Here is a 19,675-nt window from a genome sequence, read left to right as displayed (position 1 = left end):
CGAAGCCCCCAAAGTTCAAGTCACAAGCAGACGTTTCTTATACTCAACCAAAACGATGGATGAGCTTCTCAACAAAATCAAGTAGAGACCCTCTCACAGGCTGGATGTCGTCGCAGGCGAATGTAACGTTCAAGGGCAATCTCGTTGTTCGGGACACATGATGGTGAACGCAATACATGGCGCGGCGAGTAATATGCACTCGATATTGTGAGAGTTTGATTGCACGCGCGTTGTTGTCTTGCATTGATGCAAACTGATCGAAGCTTGTGCATCACGATGACGTTTGGCGGCACGTCATCCACAACTTGTGCGTTCTGCCGCGGAATCGTCGAGGGAACTCATTGGAATTGCACGCGGCGGTTGTTCCCGTCGTGTTTGCAGAATAGACTCTTCGATTGCTTGCACAGCGCTTGCCAGCTCGTGCACACCCGAGCGGCGAATTCGCTCACGACGAAAATCGGTGAGCCTGTGTGCACGCGCATGCGCTGGAAGCGTAGCGACATGCGCAATCTCTTGTCGAAAACCACGGGCCGGGCGGACGGCAGGCGCCTCACCCTCTCCACCCGTCAGTCGCCCTTGAGCATGTCCCGAAGCTCGCGGAAAGGATCGGCGCTCGGCGGGGCCGACGCGCCCTGTCGCATCGCGTTGTAGATTCGCGGAACCATCTCGACCGCCTGGTCGAGGCCCGAATCACGTCCGGGCTGATAACCGCCCATCAGGCGAAGGTCGCGCGTGTCCTCGTATTTCGCGATCATGGCGCGCAGCTTGCTCACCAATTCGCGCTCCTCGGGGTCCCAGACGTTGTGGGCGAGGCGGGAGACCGAGGCCAGAACATCGACGGCCGGATAGCGCGCCTGGTCGGCGATGTGCCTTGAGAGCACGATGTGCCCATCGAGCGTGCCGCGGATGGTGTCGGCGATCGGCTCGTTGTGATCGTCGCCGTCGACCAGCACGGAGAAGATCCCGGTGATGGTGCCGGATCCCTCCTCGCCCGGACCGGCGCGCTCGAGCAGGCGCGGCAGATCGGTGAAGACCGTCGGCGCGTAGCCGCGCGCCACCGCGGGCTCGCCGGCGGCGAGCGCGACCTCGCGGGCGGCGTGGGCAAAACGGGTGATCGAATCCACCATCAGCAGGACCGATTCGCCGCGGTCGCGGAAATATTCGGCCACCGCCATCGCCGTCTTCGGCGCCAGTCGCCGCATCATCGGGCTTTCGTCGCCCGTCGAGACGATTGTGACAGCGCGATGACGGTCGTTGCCCAGCACGTCCTCGATGAACTCGCGCACCTCGCGGCCGCGCTCGCCGACCAGGGCCAGCACGACCGTATCGAAGCCCTGGCTGCGGGCGAGCATCGCGAGCAGCGTCGATTTGCCGACGCCCGATCCGGCAAAGATGCCGACGCGCTGGCCGGCGCAGACCGGCGCGAACAGGTCGATGACGCGTACGCCGGTGCGCAGCGGCTTGTGCACGCGCGCACGCTTCATGGCCGACGGCGCCTCCGCCTCCGTCGAGACCGCCTGCGACCCTTGCGTGAGCGGCCCCTGTCCGTCCAGCGGCGCGCCGAGGGCGTTGATGACGCGGCCCTTCCAGCTCGGATCGGGCGCGAAGGACAGCGGCGGCATCCGGTAGGCCGCCGAGCCGAGCCCGCCGCCAAATTGCCGGTCGAACGGCTTGGCGATGATGCCGTCGCTGTCGATCCGCACCACCTCGCCGATCTGGCGCTTACCGCCGCAATCGACGCCGATGAGCTCGCCGAGCCTGACGAAGCGCGACAGGCCGGAGACGCGGAAATGCGTCGGCGCGATCTCGGAGATCGCGCCACTGACGCTTGCCAGGGGAGTGCTCTGCCGAAGCTCCAGCAGCGCCCACTCGAGTTGCCGAAGAGCGTTCAAGGAAACCGTCCAACCTCATCCTGCGCGCTTGGCGCGCAATCTACTTGCCGGGTTCGCCGAGGGTCCGGATCGCGTTCTGCAGCGAGCTCTCGGTGCCCTCGATCATCGAGTTGGTGCCATCGAAAGCGCGCGAGGCCGAGATCAGCCGCGTCAGTTCGAGCATCGGATTGGCGCCGGAGCCTTCGACATAGCCCTGCTTGAAGCCGTCCCGGGAGAAGTCCGCGATGGCGGTCGCAGGCCGGTCGGGCGTCACGCCGGAATTGCCGTAGCGTTCGAGATTGGCGTCGGCCGGAATGCTGAACAGGCCGATGGTGCCGATCTCGTTGTTGTCCTGGATGATTGCGCCGCTGCGCGCGATCGAGATCGGTCCGCCGTTCGGGTCGAGCGTGATCTGCGCGCCGCCGGAATCGACGATCGGAAAGCCGCTCACGGTCTGAAGATCGCCGTTGGGGGCGATCTGGAGCCGGCCGTCGCGCGTGTAGACCGTGCCGTTCGGACCGGCGAAGGCGATCCAGCCCTGGCCGACCACGGCGACGTCGAGCGGGTTGCCGCTCTCGGTAATGTTGCCCATCTCGCGCGAGATGATGTTGTCGCCGGGCGAGGAGAACGCCACCGGCGTCGGCCCCGCCTTGGACAGCACGGTCTCGAACTTCACCACGTCGGTGCGGAACGCGGCCGTGTTGACGTTGGCGACGTTGTTGGCGATCGTCTGGAGGCGCTTTTCGAGGGCGACCTGCGCCGACAATCCCACATAGAGAGCCGATTGCATGACTTACCTGTTGAACTTGATGTTCTGAAGCGTCGTGAGCACGTTGGTATCCATGCTGACCGACGTCGCGGCGCCGGCGATCAGGACCAGCGCGGGATTGGTCGAGCTGTCGTTCCGGGCCTGGGTCGCATCCCACATCGCCGCAAAGCGCTGCACGAACTTGGTCACCTTGGCGGGATCCTGGAAGTCGGTGAGCTTGATCTTGTCCGCGATCATCTTGGCCTGGGCGTCGATGTTCGCCGCGCTGATCGTCGACGGCAGGCCGAGCGCGGTCTGCACCACCTGCGTCAGCGCCTTGTCGGCCAGGATCTGGTAGGCGGTCGTGATCGTGGAAGCCTTGCGGGTGAAATACAGCGCCAAACGCAGGCCTTCGTTCTGATCGCCGGCCTTCTCCTCCATCGTCTGCGTGACGTACTGGGTCGCGGTGCCGGTCGTGGCCGCGGCGGTCTGGGTCGCCTTGTCGCCGAGTGCGGCGAAATTGAAGGCGGTCGCGAATTGCCGGTAGCGGGTGTCGGTCAGCTTGTTGGCGAAGGCGTCCTTGCTCGCGACACCCTCGGTCAGCACCTTGCGCATGAACGCCTTGGCGTAGGTCATGTCGCTGAGGCCATAGGCCTTCATCGCATAGGAATAGAGACGATAGTCCTTCAGGAAATCGTCGATGGTCTTCACTTTGCCGATATGGCCGAGGAAATAGTCGGTGTCGCGGCTGACGTCCGGCTGCTTCGCGACCTGCGTCAGCGACTTGCCCATGTCCTTGGTCAGCCTGGTGTAGTCCGCGATGGTGGATAGCATGACACGCGCCCCTCTGGCCGCAGGTCGCGACCCCGCTTCAAGCTGCCGCCAATTGCTTGCGCGGGGCTGTCGACCTCGAAGCCAGCTTCGCGCAAGCGTCGCCGACTAGGTATTCCAGGTGGGATCGGCGATGGAGCGGCGCGTTGGGCAGTTTCGTGGGGATTTTCATCACGGTAGCGGCGCTGCTCGGCGGCTTTGCCGCCATGGGCGGGCACCTGGCCGTGCTCATGCAGCCGTGGGAGTTCGTGATCATCATGGGAACCGCGGTCGGCACCTTCATCGTGGCCAATCCATGGAAGACGGTGGTGGACACGGGCGTCGCCTGCATGCAGGCCATCACCGGCGCGGTGCCCGGCCAGCGCTACTACCTTGACTTGCTCGGCGCGCTCCACGCTCTGATGCGCGAGCTGCGGGGCAAGGGGCGCAACGAAGTCGAGGCGCATATCGACGACCCCTCGAACTCCGAGATCTTCAAGGCGTTCCCGAGCGTGCTCGGAGATCCCTCGCTGCTCCAGTTCATCTGCGACTATGTCCGTCTCATCATCATGGGCAATGCGCGCACGCACGAGATCGAGGCACTGATGGACGAGGAGATCCATACCATCGTGAAAGGCAAGCTGGCGCCCTATCATGCGCTGGTGACGGTGTCCGAGGCGCTGCCGGCGCTCGGCATCGTCGCCGCCGTGCTTGGCGTCATCAAGGCGATGGGCGCGCTCGACCAGTCTCCGAAGCTATTGGGCGGCTTTATCGGTGCAGCCCTGGTAGGCACCTTCGCAGGCATCTTCCTGTCCTATGGCGTGCTTTCGCCCTTCGCGATCAAGATCAAGATGACGCGCGAGAAGAAGTGTCGGCCCTACATCATCGTCAAGCAGACGCTGCTGGCATTCATGAACGGTGCCATGCCGCAGATCGCCGTCGAGCACGGCCGCAAGATGATCTCCAGCAGCGAGCGTCCCTCGATCGACGTCGTCGAAAACGAGACGATCGCAGGTCCCAAGCCCGTCGCTGCCGACGCTGAACCCAAGGCGGCGCGCGCATGATGATGGAAGACGCCGAAGTCGACCAGCGCAAGCAGCTGCCGAACTACCTGCTGGACGCTGCCGGCATATCGATCGAGCGTATGCCGATGCTCAATGTGATCTTCGATCGCATGGCGGCATCGTGCACCGACAGCCTGCAGCCGATGGCCGGAACGCCCTGCTATTTCTCGGTCAACGGCATCACCAACGATCCGCTCGGCGACATCATCAAGGACTACGAGGGCAACGCGGTCGCGGCCGTGCTCTATGCCGAGCAGTGGGATTCGCGCGTCATTATCATGCTCGACCGCGACTTCGTATTCACGATGGTCGAGGCGATGTTCGGCTCTGACGGAGCGGAACCGCCGCTTGACGTCGAACGGACGTTCTCGAACATTGAGATACGGCTGGTCCAGGCGCTGTTCGAGCGGTTCGCCAAGGCGCTGCAAGGCGCCTTCGCCGGAACGTCCAACGTCACCTTCCGCGTCGAGCGTGTCGAGACCGCGATGGCGTCGCTGGCGATCGGACGCGCCAGCAACATGTCGATCTGCGCGAACATGATGGTGCAGGCACTCTACCGCGGCGGTCAGATGTTCCTGATCATTCCGCACTCCGCGCTCAACCCGCTGCGTCAGAAGCTCGCTCACGTGGTCGTCAGCGACGGTCGCGCCGCCGACCCACGCTGGCGCGAACAGATGGAAAGCGAGGTGCAGCGGACCGAGGTGACCCTCAGCGCCGTCCTCGACGAGAAGATGGTGACGCTCGGCGACGTCGTGAAGTTCGAGGTCGGGCAGGTGCTCGAGCTCGAGGCCACGCCGCGCACGCTGGCCCGTCTCGAAAGCAACAATCAGGTGTTGTTCTGGTGTCAGATCGGCCAGCTCGACGGCTATTACGCCATGCAGGTGGCAGATCCCGTCGATCAGAAGCGGGAGTTCGTCGATGATATCCTATCTCGTTGATATCGTGCTGCTGGTTGCGCTCGCCTTCACCAGCCTGCGGGTGACCAGGATGCATCGCGAGCTGGCGCGGCTGCGCAGCTATCAGGGCGAATTCTCAACCATCATGCACGAGACCGCGGGTGCCTTCGACACGGTCATCACCGCGGCGCACGATTCCACGGCGAATCTCGGACGCCTCGCCAACGTGCTGAGCACGAAGATCGACCAGGCTCACGAGGCGATCGCAGCGCTCGATGCGCGCAGCGGGCTCGCACCCGCGGCGACGGCCGCGACCGCCGAGCTGAACAAGCACTGAATGCCGGCACCGGCAGAGCAATACGGCCGGAACGCCACGGCGCTCCGGCAGCGGAAGTACCAAGAGGCGATACCATATGGCGCAATCATTCGACTACGAGTCTGCACCTGCATCGGCTGAGACCGAGACGTCACCGCTGGAACGCCTGGCCGAGATCGCCCAGCGCACGGCCGAGGAGACCGGCAAGTTCGCCAATGTCGACGCCATCTTGCGCATTCCCGTCACCATGCAGGTGGTGCTGGGATCGGCGACCATTCCGGTGGCGAACCTGATGAAGCTCGGACGCGGCGCGGTGGTTCCGCTCGATCACCGGGTCGGGGAGCCCGTCGACGTCGTCGTCAACGGCCGCATCGTCGCCCGCGGCGAGGTGGTCGTCGTCGAAGAGGACAATTCCCGCTTCGGCGTCTCACTCACGGAGATCGTCGGACCGCTGGGGCAGGGTGATACCTGACCATGGCGGCACCGGTCGGCATCGCTCCCGTCAAGCAGCGAGGCGTTACCACGCTGGGCGGCACGGAAAAGGTCGCCGCGCTCCTGCTGGCCATGGGCCGGCAGGCGGCGGCGAGCGTGCTTCAGCAGTTCGAGCCGCAGGAGATCCGCATCGTCACCAAGGCGGCGGCGGAGCTGCGGCCGATCACCGCGCAGGAGCTCGAGGGGATCGTCGAGGAGTTCGCCCAGCAGTTCTCGATGGGCGCGAACATTCTCGGCACCCTCGGTGGCCTGGAAGCGGTGCTCGGCGACGTGCTTCCGGCCGATCAGGTTTCGGCGATCATGACGGACCTACTCGGCAATTCGAGCCGCTCTGTGTGGGACCGCGTCTCGTCGGTGTCGGAAAATTCGCTGGCCACCTACCTGTCCAAGGAGCATCCGCAGACCGCGGCGCTCATCCTGTCCAAAGTCAAGCCGTCCTGCGCCGCCAAGGTCATGAGCCAGCTGCCGTCGAGTCTGCGCAACGAGTTGATGCGGCGCGTGCTCAGCCTCAAGCCGATCGTTGATGACGCCATGAAGGTCCTCGAGAAGACGCTGCACGAAGATCTGACGCTGAATTTCGCCCGCAACCTCGGCGCCGACACCTACGCCCGCGTCGCCGACATCATCAACAAGATGGAGCGCGGCCACATCGAGGACATCCTGAAGAGCCTGTCGGAGAAGCGTCCGAAGTCGGCCGAGGTGCTAAAGGAGCTGTTGTTCACCTTCGACGACGTCATCAACCTGGCGCCGAAGGCGCGCACCATGATCTTCGACCAGGTTCCGACCGACCGCATCGTGGTCGCACTGAAGGGCACCGACAAGCATTTCCGCGAGGTGATCCTGTCCGCGGTCGCCTCGCGCGTCCGCCGCGTCGTCGAGGCCGAGCTCGCGATCGGCGAGCCGTCGAACCAGCGCGACGTGCTCGAGGCGCGCCGTGTGATCACCGACCTTGCACTCGACCTCGCGGAGAAGGGCGAAATCGAGCTCAACCCCGAGCAGGAGGATGGGCTGGTCTTCCGCTGACCGCTGAACGGGCATGGCAGAAACATCCGATCAGGAGAGCAAGACAGAAGAGCCGACCGAGAAGAAAGTCCGCGATGCGCTCGAACAGGGCAAGATTCCGGTCTCTCGGGAGGCCTCCATTTTCGCCTCGATGGCCGCGCTGATGGTGATCCAGGCATTCCTGATCGGCCAGGGCGTGCAGCAATTGACGCCGACGCTGAAGAGCCTGCTCGACGATCCCGAGGGCTTCCCGCTCTCGACCGGTGCGGACGCGCAGAACCTGCTCACCGTGGTCGGCCTGCAGGCGCTGCGGTTCCTGGTACCCTTGGTGGTCATCCTGGTGGTGTTCGGGCTCGCGGCCTCGCTGCTGCAGAACGCGCCGCGCCTGGTGCTCGAGCGGATCAAGCCTGACATGTCGCGAATCTCTCCAGTCAGCGGCTGGAAGCGGTTGTTCGGGACGCAGGGCCTGATCGAGTTCGCCAAGTCGTTGTTCAAGCTCGCCGCGGTGACCGCCGTGGTCGCCTTCGTGCTGCGCGCGTCCGAAGCGAGGGCGTTCGAGGCCATGTACACCGACCCGGTCGCGCTGCCGGAGATGATCCTCAACATCGCGATGCGCATCGTCTCGGCGATCTGCATCGCCACCATCGTGCTGGTGGCGATCGATCTCGCCTGGGCGCGCTTCCACTGGCGGCGCGAGCTGCGCATGACCAAGCAGGAGATCAAGGACGAGCACAAGCAGGCGGAAGGCGATCCCCTGATCAAGGCGCGCCTGCGCTCGCTGGCGCGCGACCGTTCGCGCCAGCGCATGATCGCCTCGGCCTCGCGCGCGACGCTGGTGATTGCCAATCCGACGCACTTCGCGATCGCGCTGCGCTACAAGCGCGAGGAAAACGCCGCGCCGCTGGTCGTGGCCAAGGGCATGGACGTGATCGCGCTGAAGATCCGCGAGATTGCCGAGCAGAACCGAATCCCCGTCATCGAAAACAAGGCGCTGGCGCGCGCGCTCTACGAGGCAGTCCAGGTCGATCAGGTGATTCCGGCGGAATTCTTCCGGCCCGTTGCCGAGATCATCTACTTCCTCCAATCCAAGCAGGCGCCGCGGCCCGAGAACGTTCGATAGATTTCCGAGGATGGTGCTTCGCGCAACAGCTTGACGAAAGCTTAACGCCCTAGGCTCGTCCCGAATGGATCAGAATGGGGCCGTCGTGGGACCGCTTTTTCTCTTCGAACTCGCATCGTCGCAGGCGCGCTATCTCGAGCTGCGTCAGTCGACCATCGCCACCAACGTCGCCAACGCCAACACGCCGGGCTTTCGGGCGCGCGACGTCGAGCCGTTCAACAAGGTGCTCGATGGCATGCCGGTGAGGCTTGCGACGACGTCGCCTTCGCACATGCAATTGGCCGCAGCCGAGACCGACACGCGGGCGACCGCGAAGAAGGACAGCTGGGAAGTGGTTCACTCCGGCAACTCCGTCAGCCTCGAGCAGGAAATGATCAAGGGCAGCGACGTCAATCGCGACTATTCGATGAACGCGGCGATCGTGCGGTCGTTTCACCGCATGGTGCTGTCGAGTGCAAAGGCCTGAGGTGAATTGACATGCTGGACTCATTGAGCGCCTCGCTGACGGTCGCAAGCTCCGGGCTCGAAGCGCAGTCGACGCGCATGCGCATCGTCTCGGAAAACCTCGCGAACGCCACCTCGACGGGGCGCGCCGCCGGCGCCGATCCGTATCAGCGCAAGACCATCACCTTCGATGCGGCGATGGATCGCGCCTCGGGCGCACAGCTCGCGAAGGTCAAGGAGATCGGGGTCGACACCACGCCTTACCGGGTGGAGTACGATCCGGGGCATCCCGCCGCCGACAAGGCCGGCTACGTCAAGCTGCCGAACGTGAACATGATGATCGAGATGGCCGACATGCGGGAGGTCAACCGCTCCTATGAGGCCAATCTCCAGGTCGTGAAGCAGGTGAGGTCCATGCTCGGCATGACCATCGATCTCTTGAGGAGCTGACCATGCTTGAGGCGATTTCATCCACCGCGATTTCCGCAGGGCAAGCCGCGAGCCGTGCGACCGAGACGCAGGCCGTCTCGCCGGCGGCGACCACCGCGATCCAGACCAGTGACGACGTCGGCTTCGAATCGGTGATGAAGCAGGTGACGTCGGATGCGATCGGGACGCTGAAGGCGGGCGAGGCGGCATCGATCTCTGCAATGCAGGGCAAGGAATCGACGCGCCGCGTCGTGGAAGCGCTGATGTCGGCCGAGCAGGCCCTGCAGACGGCGGTCGCGGTTCGCGACAAGGTCGTCCAGGCCTACCAGGAAGTCGTTCGGATGTCGATTTGATCTGAAGGAGTGGGACCAGTGAAATCGCTCGCCATCGCGGCCACGGGCATGAACGCCCAGCAGACCAACATCGAAGTCATCGCGAACAACATCGCCAACATCAACTCGACCTCCTACAAACGGGCGCGCGCGGAGTTCACCGATCTGTTCTACCAGATGGACCGCATGCAGGGGGTCGCGAACACCAACGGCTCGTCGCCGATTCCGGAAGGTGCCAATCTCGGCCTCGGCGTCAAGTCCGCGGCGATCCGCAAGCTGCACATCCAGGGCGCGCTGACGCAGACCGGCAATCCCTATGATCTCGCGATCAATGGACGTGGCTGGTTTCAGGTGCTCGGCCCCAACAACGAGGTGCAATACACCCGTGCGGGCTCGTTCAACGTCAACGCCAACGCTCAGCTGGTCACGATCGACGGTTACCTGCTGGATCCCGCGATCACCATCCCGCAGGGGACGGTCGAGGTCACCGTCAACCAGACCGGCCAGGTGTTTGCCAAGCTCGACACGGAAGTGAATCCGCGGCAGATCGGCCAGCTCAACCTCGCCAACTTCGCCAACGAAGCGGGTCTCGAGCCGCTGGGCAGCAATCTCTACAAGGAGACCACGGCGTCCGGCACGCCGGTCGTCGGTCTGCCGGGCGATGCCGGCTATGGCAAGATCAACCAGAAATGGCTCGAGGCCTCGAACGTCGACCCGGTCAAGGAAATCACCGAGTTGATCTCGGCACAGCGTGCCTACGAAATGAATGCCAAGGTCATCCAGGCCTCGGATGAAATGGCCCAGACGGTCTCGAAGGGCATGCGCTAGTTCCGGTGTCTCGATGTTGAACAGGGTGGGCCTGATCGTGCGCGGGTTGGCCGCCGTGCTGCTGGTTCTCGTAACGGCGCGGGTCGCCGCGGCCGAGGAGAAGCGGCTTCCCGTGCCGGCCGTCTCGATCCGCGCCGGCGAGCTGATCCGCGAGGAGATGATCACCGAGCGCGCCTTCGCGCCGAGCCTGCTCGGCGTCGCCATGTTCATCGAGGCGCGTCAGATCCTGGTCGGCCGCATGGCGCGGCGCGCGCTGTTACCGGGCCAGCCCATTCCGACGAACGCGGTGGAGGACCCCTGGACCGTCGCGCGCGGCGCCATGGTCAAGGTCGTGGTCGAGGACAGCGGCCTCTCCATCGTCACTTACGGCTCGGCCATGCAGTCGGGTGCGGCCGGCGCGCTGATCCCCGTGCGCAATACGGACACCGGCGTGATCATCAGGGGCGTCGTCCAGCCGGACGGCAGCGTCAAGGTCATGGACGGGTCATGACCAGGCTCCTGCTTGCGCTCATGCTGCTGGTGTCGGCCGCCGGCGCCCAGGCCGCCGTCCGCATCAAGGACATCGCGGACATCAAGGGTTTGCGCGAGAACCAGATCGTCGGCTACGGCCTCGTCATCGGCCTCAACGGTACCGGCGACACGCTGCGCAACGCTCCGTTCACCGAACAGTCCCTGCAGTCGATGCTCGAGAACATGGGCATCAACGTCAGGAACGAGACCACGAGCACCAACAATCCCCCGCGTCCGACCACGCTGCGCACGCGCAACGTCGCAGCGGTGATGGTGACGGCGGACCTGCCGCCTTCGATCGGGCCCGGCGAGCGCATGGACGTCACCGTGTCCTCGCTCGGCGATGCGACGTCGCTGCTCGGCGGCACATTGGTGATGACGTCGCTGCGCGCGGCGGACGGCGCCGTCTATGCGGTGGCACAGGGCGCGATCACGGTTGCCGGCTACAGCGTCGGAGGCCAGGCGCAGAACGTCAGCCAGGGCACGCCGACGGCCGGGCGCATCCCGAACGGTGCGCTGGTCGAACGCGAGGTGCAGGGAAGTCTCCACGAGATGGAGTTCCTGGTGCTACAGCTGAAGAACCCGGACTTCGTCACCGCAACGCGCATCCTCGACGCTGTCAACCGCTACGCCGGCGGTCGCTACCGCGCGCAGATCGCCTTCGAGCGCGACTACCGCACCATCGTGCTGTCGAAGCCGCGTCATGTCGGCCCTGTTCGCTTCCTCGCCGAGATTGGCGAATTGGTGGTCGAGCCGGATACGCCGGCGCGGGTCGTGATCAACGAGCGCACCGGCACGGTCGTGATCGGGCGCGACGTGCGGATATCCACCGTCGCCGTGACCCACGGCAATCTGACGGTTCGCGTCACGGAGATGCCGGTTGTGTCGCAGCCGGCGCCGTTCTCGCGGGGACAGACGGTGGTCGTCCCGCAGACCGTGGTCGAAGCCAACGAGGCCGGATCGCAGGTGGCGATCCTGAGCGGGGTCGATCTCCAGCGCTTGGTGCGCGGGCTGAACCAGATTGGCCTGAAGCCATCGGGGATCATCGCGATCCTGCAGGCGATCAAGACGGCAGGCGCGCTCCAGGCCGACGTCATCGTGCAATGATGCGCAAGCGTCGTGCAAGCTTGGTCGCTCAATGCTCAGGTCTGAAGCGAGAATCGCACGCGGCCCGATGCTGAAGCTGGATCACAAAGGCAAACTCCTCCTGCTGGCCGCGGCAGCAATGCTCGCGAGCGCCTCGCCCGCGCTCGCCTTGGACGAGGCCAAGCCGTCGAAACCGCTCAACCTGCTCTCCTTCGCCCGCGCCCGCGCTGGCGGACCGCAGAAGCCGCAGCCGTCGGCCACCGCGACACCTGTCGACAATGCGTCGGTCCGGGCCACGGCATGGGCGGCCGAAGATTCGGGCCCCGCGGTCACCGGTGCGGTGCCGGAGACACCGGCGCCTGCCCGTCCGGCCAAGCCTGGCAGCGTCACGGCGCCGCCGAAGCCTGCACCGCCGCAGGCTGCGCCGCCCCCGGACAACGAAATCGCGCTGTTCTGCAGCAACGTCGCCGATCCCGCCGTCGATGCCAGGCTGGCCTGGCAGCTCAAGGAGCTCGAGAAGGCCGAGAGCCTGCTGCGCGAGCGCATCGCCGAGGTCGAGGCCAAGCGCGCCGAATACGAGAAGTGGATGGCGCTGCGCGACGACTTCCTGAAGAAAGCCGAAGCGAGCGTCGTCGAGATCTATTCGCGCATGAAGCCCGAAGCTGCGGCGACGCAGATTGCCGGCATGGCTGACGAGACCGCCGCCGCTGTGCTCGCCAAGCTCAGCCCGCGCAGTTCGAGCGCGATCTTCAACGAGATGGACACGGCACGCGCGGCGCACCTCGCAGACCTGCTCGGCGGCATGCGTCGCGTGGACGACGGAAAGAGCAAATAGATGACCAAGCCGATCCTCATCCTCTCGCTGCTCGCGGCGTCCGTACTTCTTGCCGGTTGCTTCCATGATCCGGCCGAAGTCCTGACCGGTCCGCAGATGTCGCCCGTCGGCAGCGGCCTGCGGATGCAGGCCGATCCGATCCCGGTGACGCCGCGCATGCGCACGCCCGTCAGCTATCGCTCGACCTGGGACGACGGCACCGATCTCTACCGCGATCCGCGCGCCCGCCGCACCGGCGACGTCGTGACGGTGATCATCTCGATGCAGGACAAGGCCAAGCTCGACAACAAGACCGGCCGCTCGCGCGATTCGCAGGTCAAGTTCGGTCTCGACTGGCTGATGGACATCGCCGGATGGAACGACACGGGTTCGGCCAACGCCAATCTCAGCACCAATACCCAGATCAAGGGCAACGGCCAGATCGACCGCACCGAGGACATCAGGCTCTCGATAGCGGCCATCGTCACCGACGTGCTGCCCAACGGCAACATGATGATCAGCGGCTCGCAGGAATTTCGCGTCAACACGGAGATGCGCGTGCTCAAGGTCGGCGGCATCGTGCGTCCGCGTGACATCTCGCGGGCCAACACCATCTCCTACGACAAGATCGCCGAGGCGCGCGTGTCCTACGGCGGGCGCGGAAATCTGTCGGACGTGCAGCAGCCTGGATGGGGACACCGGATCTATGACGCCGTGGCACCATTCTGAGGCCCGAGCCGGCCGGATCGCGCCGCGATGGCGGGCGACGCCATGCGCCTGATCGCCGCCATCGTCGTGCTGACCCTGATCGCGATCGGCGCGGGCGCGATTGCCGGTTTGCATCTGATCGCGACCGCCGAACGCGTTGCCGACGCCAAGAAGAACGCCACTTCGCCGCCGATCGCGTCGAGCTACACCGGCAGTGCGCGGCTCCGGAAATTGTCCCCGATCGTGACCAATCTCGCCGCGCCGGCGAATAATTGGGCGCGCATAGAAGCCTCGATGGTGACCGACAGCATGAGCGACGAGGATGCCGGCATTCTGGCCGCCCACATCAGCGAGGACATCGTGACCTATCTGCGGTCGGCGACGGTCGCGCAGTTCGAGGGATCGCGCGGGCTCCAGCATCTGCGCGACGACCTGACCGAGCGCGCCAATATCCGCTCGTCAGGCAAGGTCCGCGAATTGATCATCGAGACGCTGGTGATCCAGTGAGGGTGAAAGTCCTGCTGCTCGCGCTGGTTCTGGTCGTGCTGCCCGAAGCGGCGCTGGCCCAAATTCCGGACCTGAATTCCCTGCTGCCGCCCGGAAACGGCTCGACCAGCGGCCGGATCATCCAGCTGATGGCGCTGATCACGGTGCTGTCGGTGGCGCCGGGGCTGCTCATCATGGTGACGAGCTTCACGCGATTTGCGGTGGCGTTGTCGTTCCTGCGCGCCGGTCTCGGCCTCCAGACCACGCCCGCCAACCTGGTGCTGATCAGCCTCGCGCTGTTCATGACCTTCTATGTCATGGCGCCGACCTTCGACCGGGCCTGGGAGAGCGGCGTCCAGCCGCTGATGAAGAACGAGATATCGGAAGAGGAAGCCTATCTGAAGATCACGGACCCGTTCCGCGAGTTCATGCTGGCCCATGTCCGCGACAAGGATCTCCAGACCTTCGAAGCGCTCGCCGCCGAAAGCTTCCGCAGGAAGTTCGACGACAAGCGGGTCGATCTGCGCGTCATCATTCCGGCCTTCATGATTTCCGAGCTCCGGCGCTCGTTCGAGATCGGATTCCTCATCATCCTGCCGTTCCTGGTGATCGACATGATCGTGGCGACGCTGACCATGTCGATGGGCATGATGATGATGCCGCCGACGATCCTCGCGCTGCCGTTCAAGATGCTGTTCTTCGTGCTGATCGACGGCTGGAATCTGCTGGCCTCCGGGCTGGTCCGCTCGTTCTCGTGAGCACTGGCCGGCCGGTTATGGTTAAGCGAAAGGTGCTGGATTTGGTTAGCGGCGCGTTATTTTAACCATATGATTCTACTGCGGAATTCAAGCTCGTCTTAATCCGGAAGCAAGATTCGGCGTGCTAGCAATGCGGCACGGCGGGTTGGACCCACACAGATCGGTCCAAAGGCATGATGCCGCCCTTCCGTACCGGTGAAAGCCCGGTATGTCCCCTCGTGAAAATGTAAACGCGTACATAAAGGGACATTCGCAATGTCAAGCCTGCTTACGAACTCGACTGCCATGACCGCACTCCAGACCCTGCGGTCTGTGGGTTCGCAACTCTCCACCACGCAGAACCGGATCTCGACCGGCCAGCGCGTCGCCACCGCGTCGGACAACGCCGCCTATTGGTCGATCGCAACGTCGATGCGCTCCGACAACGCTGCGCTCTCGGCGGTGTCCGACTCGCTCGGCCTGTCGGCCGCGACCGTCGACACCGAATATACCGCTCTGACCTCGGTGATCGGCGACAAGGACTCGGGTCTGACCAAGCTCCAGGCGCTGCTGGTCCAGTCCAAGACCGCAGGTATCGATCGCACCAAGATCCAGGCGGACATCACCCAGATCCAGCAGGACATGAAGCTGAAGGCCAACTCGGCGACTTTCAACGGCATCAACTGGCTGAGCACCACGACGGGTACCACCCCGACGAGCTTCAGCCTCGTGTCATCCTACTCGCGCGTCGGCGGCACGCCCACCATCGGCTCGATCACGGTGACGACGGCCAACTACACGCTCTACTCGACCACGCAGACCGGCATTCTGGATACCGTGGCCGGCAGTGCGTCGGTCGACACGATCAACATCGCCGCGCTGACCGACTCGGCGGCCGACCAGACCACGCTCGATGGCTACATCGCGCAGGTCACGACTGCAATCAACTCGGTGGCCTCGGCCGCCGCCAATCTCGGTGCCGTCAAGAACCGTATCTCGACCAACACGAACTTCGTGAAGTCGCTGATGGACTCGGTTGACCGCGGTGTCGGTCAGCTCGTCGACGCCGACATGAACGCGGAATCCACCCGCCTGGCCGCCCTTCAGGTCCAGCAGCAGCTCGGCGTGCAGGCGCTCTCGATCGCCAACAACAGCAGCCAGAGCATCCTGTCGCTGTTCCGCTAAGACGGAAGTCATCGGGGGAGGGCCGCGCTTCTCGCGAAGCGCGGCCCTTTCGCTTGGGCAGCCACGCGCGCCCAAGTCCGGCCGCCTGTTGCGGCCGGAACACAGGGCCACAAGCCCCGCACAAGCTTCGCTCGCTAACCTCGCCGCTACGACAGATTGGGCCTTGAACCCGCGTTTGCGGCACGCCCAAAGGCATGACGCCGCCCTGTCGTACCGGTGCAAGCCCGGTATGTCCCCAACTCAAGTCAATCTTCAAAGGGACATCAAAATGGGTTCTAGTCTTCTCACCAACTCCTCCGCCATGACCGCGTTGCAGACCCTGCGGTCTGTCAGCACGCAACTCGCCACCACGCAGAACCGGATTTCCACCGGTCAGCGCGTGTCCACCGCCTCGGACAACGCCGCCTATTGGTCGATTGCGACCTCGATGCGCTCCGACAACGCCGCGCTGTCCGCTGTCTCCGACTCGCTCGGCCTGTCGGCTGCCACCGTGGACACCGAATATACCGCTCTGACCTCGGTGATCGGCGACAAGGAATCCGGTCTGACCAAGCTCCAGGCGCTGCTGGTCGAAGCCAAGACCGCGGGTATCGACCGCACCAAGATCCAGGCGGACATCACCCAGATCCAGCAGGACATGAAGCTGAAGGCCAATTCGGCGACCTTCAACGGCATCAACTGGCTGAGCACGACGACGGGTACCACCCCGACGAGCTTCAACCTCGTGTCGTCCTACTCCCGCGTCGGCGGTACGCCCACCATCGGCTCGATCACCGTGACGACCGCCAACTACACGCTGTACTCCACGACGCAGACCGGCATTCTGGATACCGTGGCCGGCAGCGCTTCGGTCGACACGATCAACATCTCCGCGCTGACTGACTCGGCGGCCGACCAGACCACGCTCGATGCCTACATCGCGCAGGTCACCGCCGCCATCAACTCGGTGGCCTCGGCCGCTGCCGATCTCGGCGCGGTCAAGAACCGCATCTCGACCAACACGGAATTCGTCAAGACCCTGATGGACTCCGTGGATCGCGGCGTCGGCCAGCTCGTCGACGCCGACATGAACGCGGAATCGACCCGCCTTCAGGCCCTGCAGACCCAGCAGCAGCTCGGCGTTCAGGCGCTGTCGATCGCCAACCAGAACAGCCAGAGCATCCTGTCGCTGTTCCGCGGCTAAGCGGCGCTCTCGAAAACGACCGTGCTCCCTCAGGGAGCACGGTCTCCGCCGTGATGGTGGGCGCCGACTCGCGACGTGCCGGCAATCGAACCTTCGTCATACGTCTTGCGACATGCCGCGGCCGGTCGGGCTGCCGTGCGCCCGAGCGCTCGCTCGCGGCTGCCAAACCGATTGCGTCGCCCCGTCTTGCATAATTGCAACGCCTCGCCAGCGAACCCACACATTCGCGCCTCGCGCAACCTTCAGACAAGGTTGGCAGCTGAGTGTCGTCACCATTCGCATTGGTACGAGGTCATATGCTCAGTCGTGCGCAGGTACAGCAACTGCTCAACAATCTGCTGGAGCTTGGGCCGCGACGCCTGATGGCCTTGGGACTGGTCGGTTTTGCGGTTCTCGTCACCGTCGTCGGCGGCGCCTATTATCTCAGCCGCCCCGAGTTCGGAACGCTCTACACCGGCCTCACCCGCGAAGATGTGACGCGCATCGGCGCGGCACTGCGCGAGCAGAACATCACCTTCGACGTCAATCCCGCCGGCGATGCGGTCTCGGTGCGTCCGAGCCAGACCATGCAGGCGCGGATGCTGCTTGCCGAGAAGGGGCTGCCGACCAGCGCCAATTCCGGTTACGAGCTGTTCGACAAGATCGGCTCGCTCGGGCTGACCTCGTTCATGCAGGAGGTCACCAAGCTGCGCGCGCTCGAAGGCGAGATCGCCCGCACCGTCCAGCTGATGAAGGGCGTGAAGGCGGCGCGCGTGCATATCGTGCTGCCGGTGCGCGGCTCGTTCCGCGCCACGCAGCAGCCGCCTTCGGCATCGGTCGTGCTGCGCACCGACGGCGCGATCGAGGCGCGCACGGCACAGTCGATCCGGCATCTCGTCGCCGCCGCCATTCCCGGCATGAGCCGCGACAAGGTGACGGTGCTCGATGCCGACGGCTCGATGCTGCTCGCCGAAGAGGACGAGGCCAGCGCCGCGCCAACCAAGATGGCGAGCCTGCAGAAGACGGTCAGCGGCATGGTGCAGGAGAGCATTCGCAAGGCGCTGACGCCGTATCTCGGCCTCGACAATTTCGAGGTGAGCGTCGCTCCGCAGCTGTCCACCGACAAGCGGCAGATCAACGAGACGGTCTACGATCCCGAGAACCGCGCCGAGCGCTCGGTGCGGGCCGTACGCGAGAAGGAATCCTCGCAGAACGCCGACCGCTCGTCGCCGACCACGGTGCAGCAGAATCTCCCCGATCAGCAGGTGAATGCGGGCGGCGGCAAGAACTCCAGCGAGGACAAGACCCGCCGCGAGGACGTCACCAATTTCGAGGTCTCCTCCAAGACCACAACGACGATCAGCGACGGCTATTCCGTCAAGAAGCTGTTCATCGCCGTCCTGGTGAATCGCGCTCGGCTGGTCGCCGATCTCGGCGACAAGAGCAACCAGGCCATCATCGACAGCAAGCTCGCCGAGATCAGCCAGCTCGCGGCGACCGCGGGCGGATTGGACAAGGCGCGCGGCGATCAGATCCAGGTGACGGCTGTCGATTTCATCGAGGGCTCGCGTGAGCTGGCGCCGGTGCCGCCGATCAGCTTCGTCGAGATGATCAACAAGCAGCTCGGCAGCGTCATCAACGCGATCACGATCCTGGCCGTGGCTTCGATGCTGGTCTGGTTCGGGCTGCGGCCGGCGGTCAACGGCATCCTGACCCATCGCGCGGAGCAGGAGCAGGCCGAGGCGGCCGAGGCCGCCCAGCTCGAGGCCTCGGCGGCCCTTGCGCTGCCCGACGGCGAGGAGGCCGAGCTCAACCTCGTCGAAGACCTCGAAGGCAAGATGCAGCGAACGCCGCAGAAGCGGCTCGAGCAGATCGTCCGGCTCGATCAGATGCAGGCGGCGGCGATCCTTAAAGACTGGATGCGACGCGAGGAGGCGGCATGAACGCGGCAATCGGAAAACTCCTGACGCAGTTCGATGCGAACGGCCGGGTCAAGTCGTCGCCGCCGCCCCCGCCTCCAAAAATCCAGGACGTGCTGACCAGGCCAAAGGAGGCGAGGCGCGATCCGCAGCCTCAATCGCAGCCGCAGGCCCACACGCAGCTTCAGGCTCAGTCCCCTGCGCCCGCGACGGAAGCGCCGCCGGTCAATCTCCTGGACGATGCCTATCGGCGCGGCCATGCCGCGGGCGTCGCGGAAGGCGACGCCAAATTGGCCGAGGAGCGCGTCCGCAGTGCGATCCGGCTCGGCGAAGAGCGGGCCAAATGGTCCGACCAGCAGGCGGTCGCGATCGTCAGCGGCTTCGAGGCGGCCTGCCGCGAGATCGAGACCAACATCGCAAGCTCCGTGGCGCGGATCCTGCTGCCGTTCCTCGCCGATGCGGTGCGCGACAAGGCGATCGGATCGCTGGTCGAGCAGATCGCGGCGCTGACCGGCAGCTCGTCGGCGCCCGCCTTCAAGGTCACCGGCCCGAGCGAGCTGCTGGACCTCGTGAAGACGCAGCTCGAGGCGTCCAGGCGAACGGGCATCGCATACGTGGCCGCCGAGACGCTCGAGGTGCGCGTCGTGGCCGACCAGACCGTGATCGAGACGCAGATCTCCGCCTGGAGTGAACGCCTCAAGGAAGCGCGCCGGTAG

At 64.8% G+C, this 19,675-nt stretch carries 23 protein-coding genes; 20 read left to right on the top strand and 3 right to left on the bottom strand.

The genetic code is table 11. From position 1 onward, the window contains the following. Window positions 1-566: 566 nt before the first annotated feature. The 3 genes from fliI to I6F24_RS19780 are packed head-to-tail and all read right to left on the bottom strand — an operon-like array spanning window position 567 to window position 3,453. Window positions 567-1,892, bottom strand: a complete 1,326-nt coding sequence (fliI, locus tag I6F24_RS19790; protein ID WP_225149177.1) for a flagellar protein export ATPase FliI — start codon at window positions 1,890-1,892, stop codon at window positions 567-569. Between the two features lie 40 nt (window positions 1,893-1,932). Next, a complete protein-coding gene (gene flgF / locus I6F24_RS19785; protein ID WP_036027436.1) occupies window positions 1,933-2,661 on the bottom strand; it encodes a flagellar basal-body rod protein FlgF in 729 nt (242 codons plus the stop codon). Window positions 2,662-2,664: 3 nt separating this feature from the next. Then, window positions 2,665-3,453: a DUF1217 domain-containing protein gene (locus I6F24_RS19780; RefSeq protein WP_036027435.1), complete on the bottom strand. Its 789-nt coding sequence runs from the start codon at window positions 3,451-3,453 to the stop codon at window positions 2,665-2,667. A gap of 143 nt (window positions 3,454-3,596) precedes the next feature. Between I6F24_RS19780 and motA the strand changes: the two genes are divergently transcribed. The 20 genes from motA (at window position 3,597) to I6F24_RS19680 (ending at window position 19,675) form a co-directional block, all read left to right on the top strand. After that, complete coding sequence (gene motA / locus I6F24_RS19775) at window positions 3,597-4,493, top strand: flagellar motor stator protein MotA (protein ID WP_036027433.1); 897 nt, start codon at window positions 3,597-3,599, stop codon at window positions 4,491-4,493. Beyond that, window positions 4,490-5,431: a FliM/FliN family flagellar motor switch protein gene (locus tag I6F24_RS19770; protein ID WP_036006973.1), complete on the top strand. Its 942-nt coding sequence runs from the start codon at window positions 4,490-4,492 to the stop codon at window positions 5,429-5,431. The genes motA and I6F24_RS19770 overlap by 4 nt, the downstream gene beginning before the upstream one ends. Further along, a complete protein-coding gene (locus tag I6F24_RS19765) occupies window positions 5,412-5,726 on the top strand; it encodes a hypothetical protein (protein ID WP_036006976.1) in 315 nt (104 codons plus the stop codon). Before I6F24_RS19770 ends, I6F24_RS19765 begins: the two co-directional genes overlap by 20 nt. Before the next feature lie 76 nt (window positions 5,727-5,802). Next, on the top strand, window positions 5,803-6,177 hold the full coding sequence (gene fliN, locus I6F24_RS19760; protein WP_036006979.1) for a flagellar motor switch protein FliN: 375 nt from the start codon (window positions 5,803-5,805) through the stop codon (window positions 6,175-6,177). 2 nt (window positions 6,178-6,179) lie between these two features. Then, a complete protein-coding gene (locus tag I6F24_RS19755) occupies window positions 6,180-7,220 on the top strand; it encodes a flagellar motor switch protein FliG (RefSeq protein ID WP_036027431.1) in 1,041 nt (346 codons plus the stop codon). A 13-nt stretch (window positions 7,221-7,233) separates the two neighbouring features. Continuing rightward, on the top strand, window positions 7,234-8,319 hold the full coding sequence (gene flhB / locus I6F24_RS19750; RefSeq protein ID WP_036027429.1) for a flagellar biosynthesis protein FlhB: 1,086 nt from the start codon (window positions 7,234-7,236) through the stop codon (window positions 8,317-8,319). 64 nt (window positions 8,320-8,383) lie between these two features. After that, window positions 8,384-8,785: a flagellar basal body rod protein FlgB gene (gene flgB / locus I6F24_RS19745; RefSeq protein WP_036027427.1), complete on the top strand. Its 402-nt coding sequence runs from the start codon at window positions 8,384-8,386 to the stop codon at window positions 8,783-8,785. 11 nt (window positions 8,786-8,796) lie between these two features. Beyond that, window positions 8,797-9,213: a flagellar basal body rod protein FlgC gene (gene flgC / locus I6F24_RS19740; RefSeq protein WP_036006988.1), complete on the top strand. Its 417-nt coding sequence runs from the start codon at window positions 8,797-8,799 to the stop codon at window positions 9,211-9,213. 2 nt (window positions 9,214-9,215) lie between these two features. Beyond that, window positions 9,216-9,545 carry a flagellar hook-basal body complex protein FliE gene (locus I6F24_RS19735; RefSeq protein ID WP_036006990.1) on the top strand — a complete coding sequence of 110 codons (330 nt, stop codon included), beginning with the start codon at window positions 9,216-9,218 and terminating at the stop codon, window positions 9,543-9,545. A gap of 18 nt (window positions 9,546-9,563) precedes the next feature. Then, window positions 9,564-10,352, top strand: coding sequence for a flagellar basal-body rod protein FlgG (flgG, locus tag I6F24_RS19730; RefSeq protein WP_036006992.1), 789 nt, complete (start codon window positions 9,564-9,566; stop codon window positions 10,350-10,352). A gap of 13 nt (window positions 10,353-10,365) precedes the next feature. After that, window positions 10,366-10,842: a flagellar basal body P-ring formation chaperone FlgA gene (gene flgA, locus I6F24_RS19725; RefSeq protein ID WP_074447553.1), complete on the top strand. Its 477-nt coding sequence runs from the start codon at window positions 10,366-10,368 to the stop codon at window positions 10,840-10,842. Continuing rightward, window positions 10,839-11,969, top strand: a complete 1,131-nt coding sequence (gene flgI / locus I6F24_RS19720) for a flagellar basal body P-ring protein FlgI (protein WP_036007006.1) — start codon at window positions 10,839-10,841, stop codon at window positions 11,967-11,969. Before flgA ends, flgI begins: the two co-directional genes overlap by 4 nt. Before the next feature lie 67 nt (window positions 11,970-12,036). Beyond that, window positions 12,037-12,783, top strand: a complete 747-nt coding sequence (locus I6F24_RS19715; RefSeq protein ID WP_036027426.1) for a MotE family protein — start codon at window positions 12,037-12,039, stop codon at window positions 12,781-12,783. Continuing rightward, the gene (flgH, locus tag I6F24_RS19710; RefSeq protein ID WP_036027425.1) at window positions 12,784-13,491 is read left to right on the top strand and encodes a flagellar basal body L-ring protein FlgH; all 708 of its coding nucleotides are present in this window, start codon (window positions 12,784-12,786) and stop codon (window positions 13,489-13,491) included. A gap of 42 nt (window positions 13,492-13,533) precedes the next feature. Next, the gene (locus I6F24_RS19705) at window positions 13,534-13,977 is read left to right on the top strand and encodes a flagellar basal body-associated FliL family protein (RefSeq protein ID WP_036027480.1); all 444 of its coding nucleotides are present in this window, start codon (window positions 13,534-13,536) and stop codon (window positions 13,975-13,977) included. Next, entirely contained in the window at window positions 13,974-14,714 is a 741-nt protein-coding gene (gene fliP / locus I6F24_RS19700) for a flagellar type III secretion system pore protein FliP (protein ID WP_036007014.1), read from the top strand. Before I6F24_RS19705 ends, fliP begins: the two co-directional genes overlap by 4 nt. Before the next feature lie 255 nt (window positions 14,715-14,969). Beyond that, entirely contained in the window at window positions 14,970-15,878 is a 909-nt protein-coding gene (locus tag I6F24_RS19695; protein WP_057030125.1) for a flagellin, read from the top strand. A 268-nt stretch (window positions 15,879-16,146) separates the two neighbouring features. Then, window positions 16,147-17,061 (top strand): flagellin, encoded by a 915-nt coding sequence (locus I6F24_RS19690; protein ID WP_057030126.1) that lies wholly within the window; start codon window positions 16,147-16,149, stop codon window positions 17,059-17,061. 296 nt (window positions 17,062-17,357) lie between these two features. Then, window positions 17,358-18,983, top strand: a complete 1,626-nt coding sequence (gene fliF / locus I6F24_RS19685; protein ID WP_225149175.1) for a flagellar basal-body MS-ring/collar protein FliF — start codon at window positions 17,358-17,360, stop codon at window positions 18,981-18,983. Continuing rightward, entirely contained in the window at window positions 18,980-19,675 is a 696-nt protein-coding gene (locus tag I6F24_RS19680) for a hypothetical protein (RefSeq protein ID WP_036027422.1), read from the top strand. The genes fliF and I6F24_RS19680 overlap by 4 nt, the downstream gene beginning before the upstream one ends.

The organism is Bradyrhizobium sp. BRP23 (assembly GCF_020194135.1).
Lineage (GTDB): Bacteria > Pseudomonadota > Alphaproteobacteria > Rhizobiales > Xanthobacteraceae > Bradyrhizobium > Bradyrhizobium yuanmingense.
This window is presented reverse-complemented; position numbering and strand designations above follow the sequence as displayed.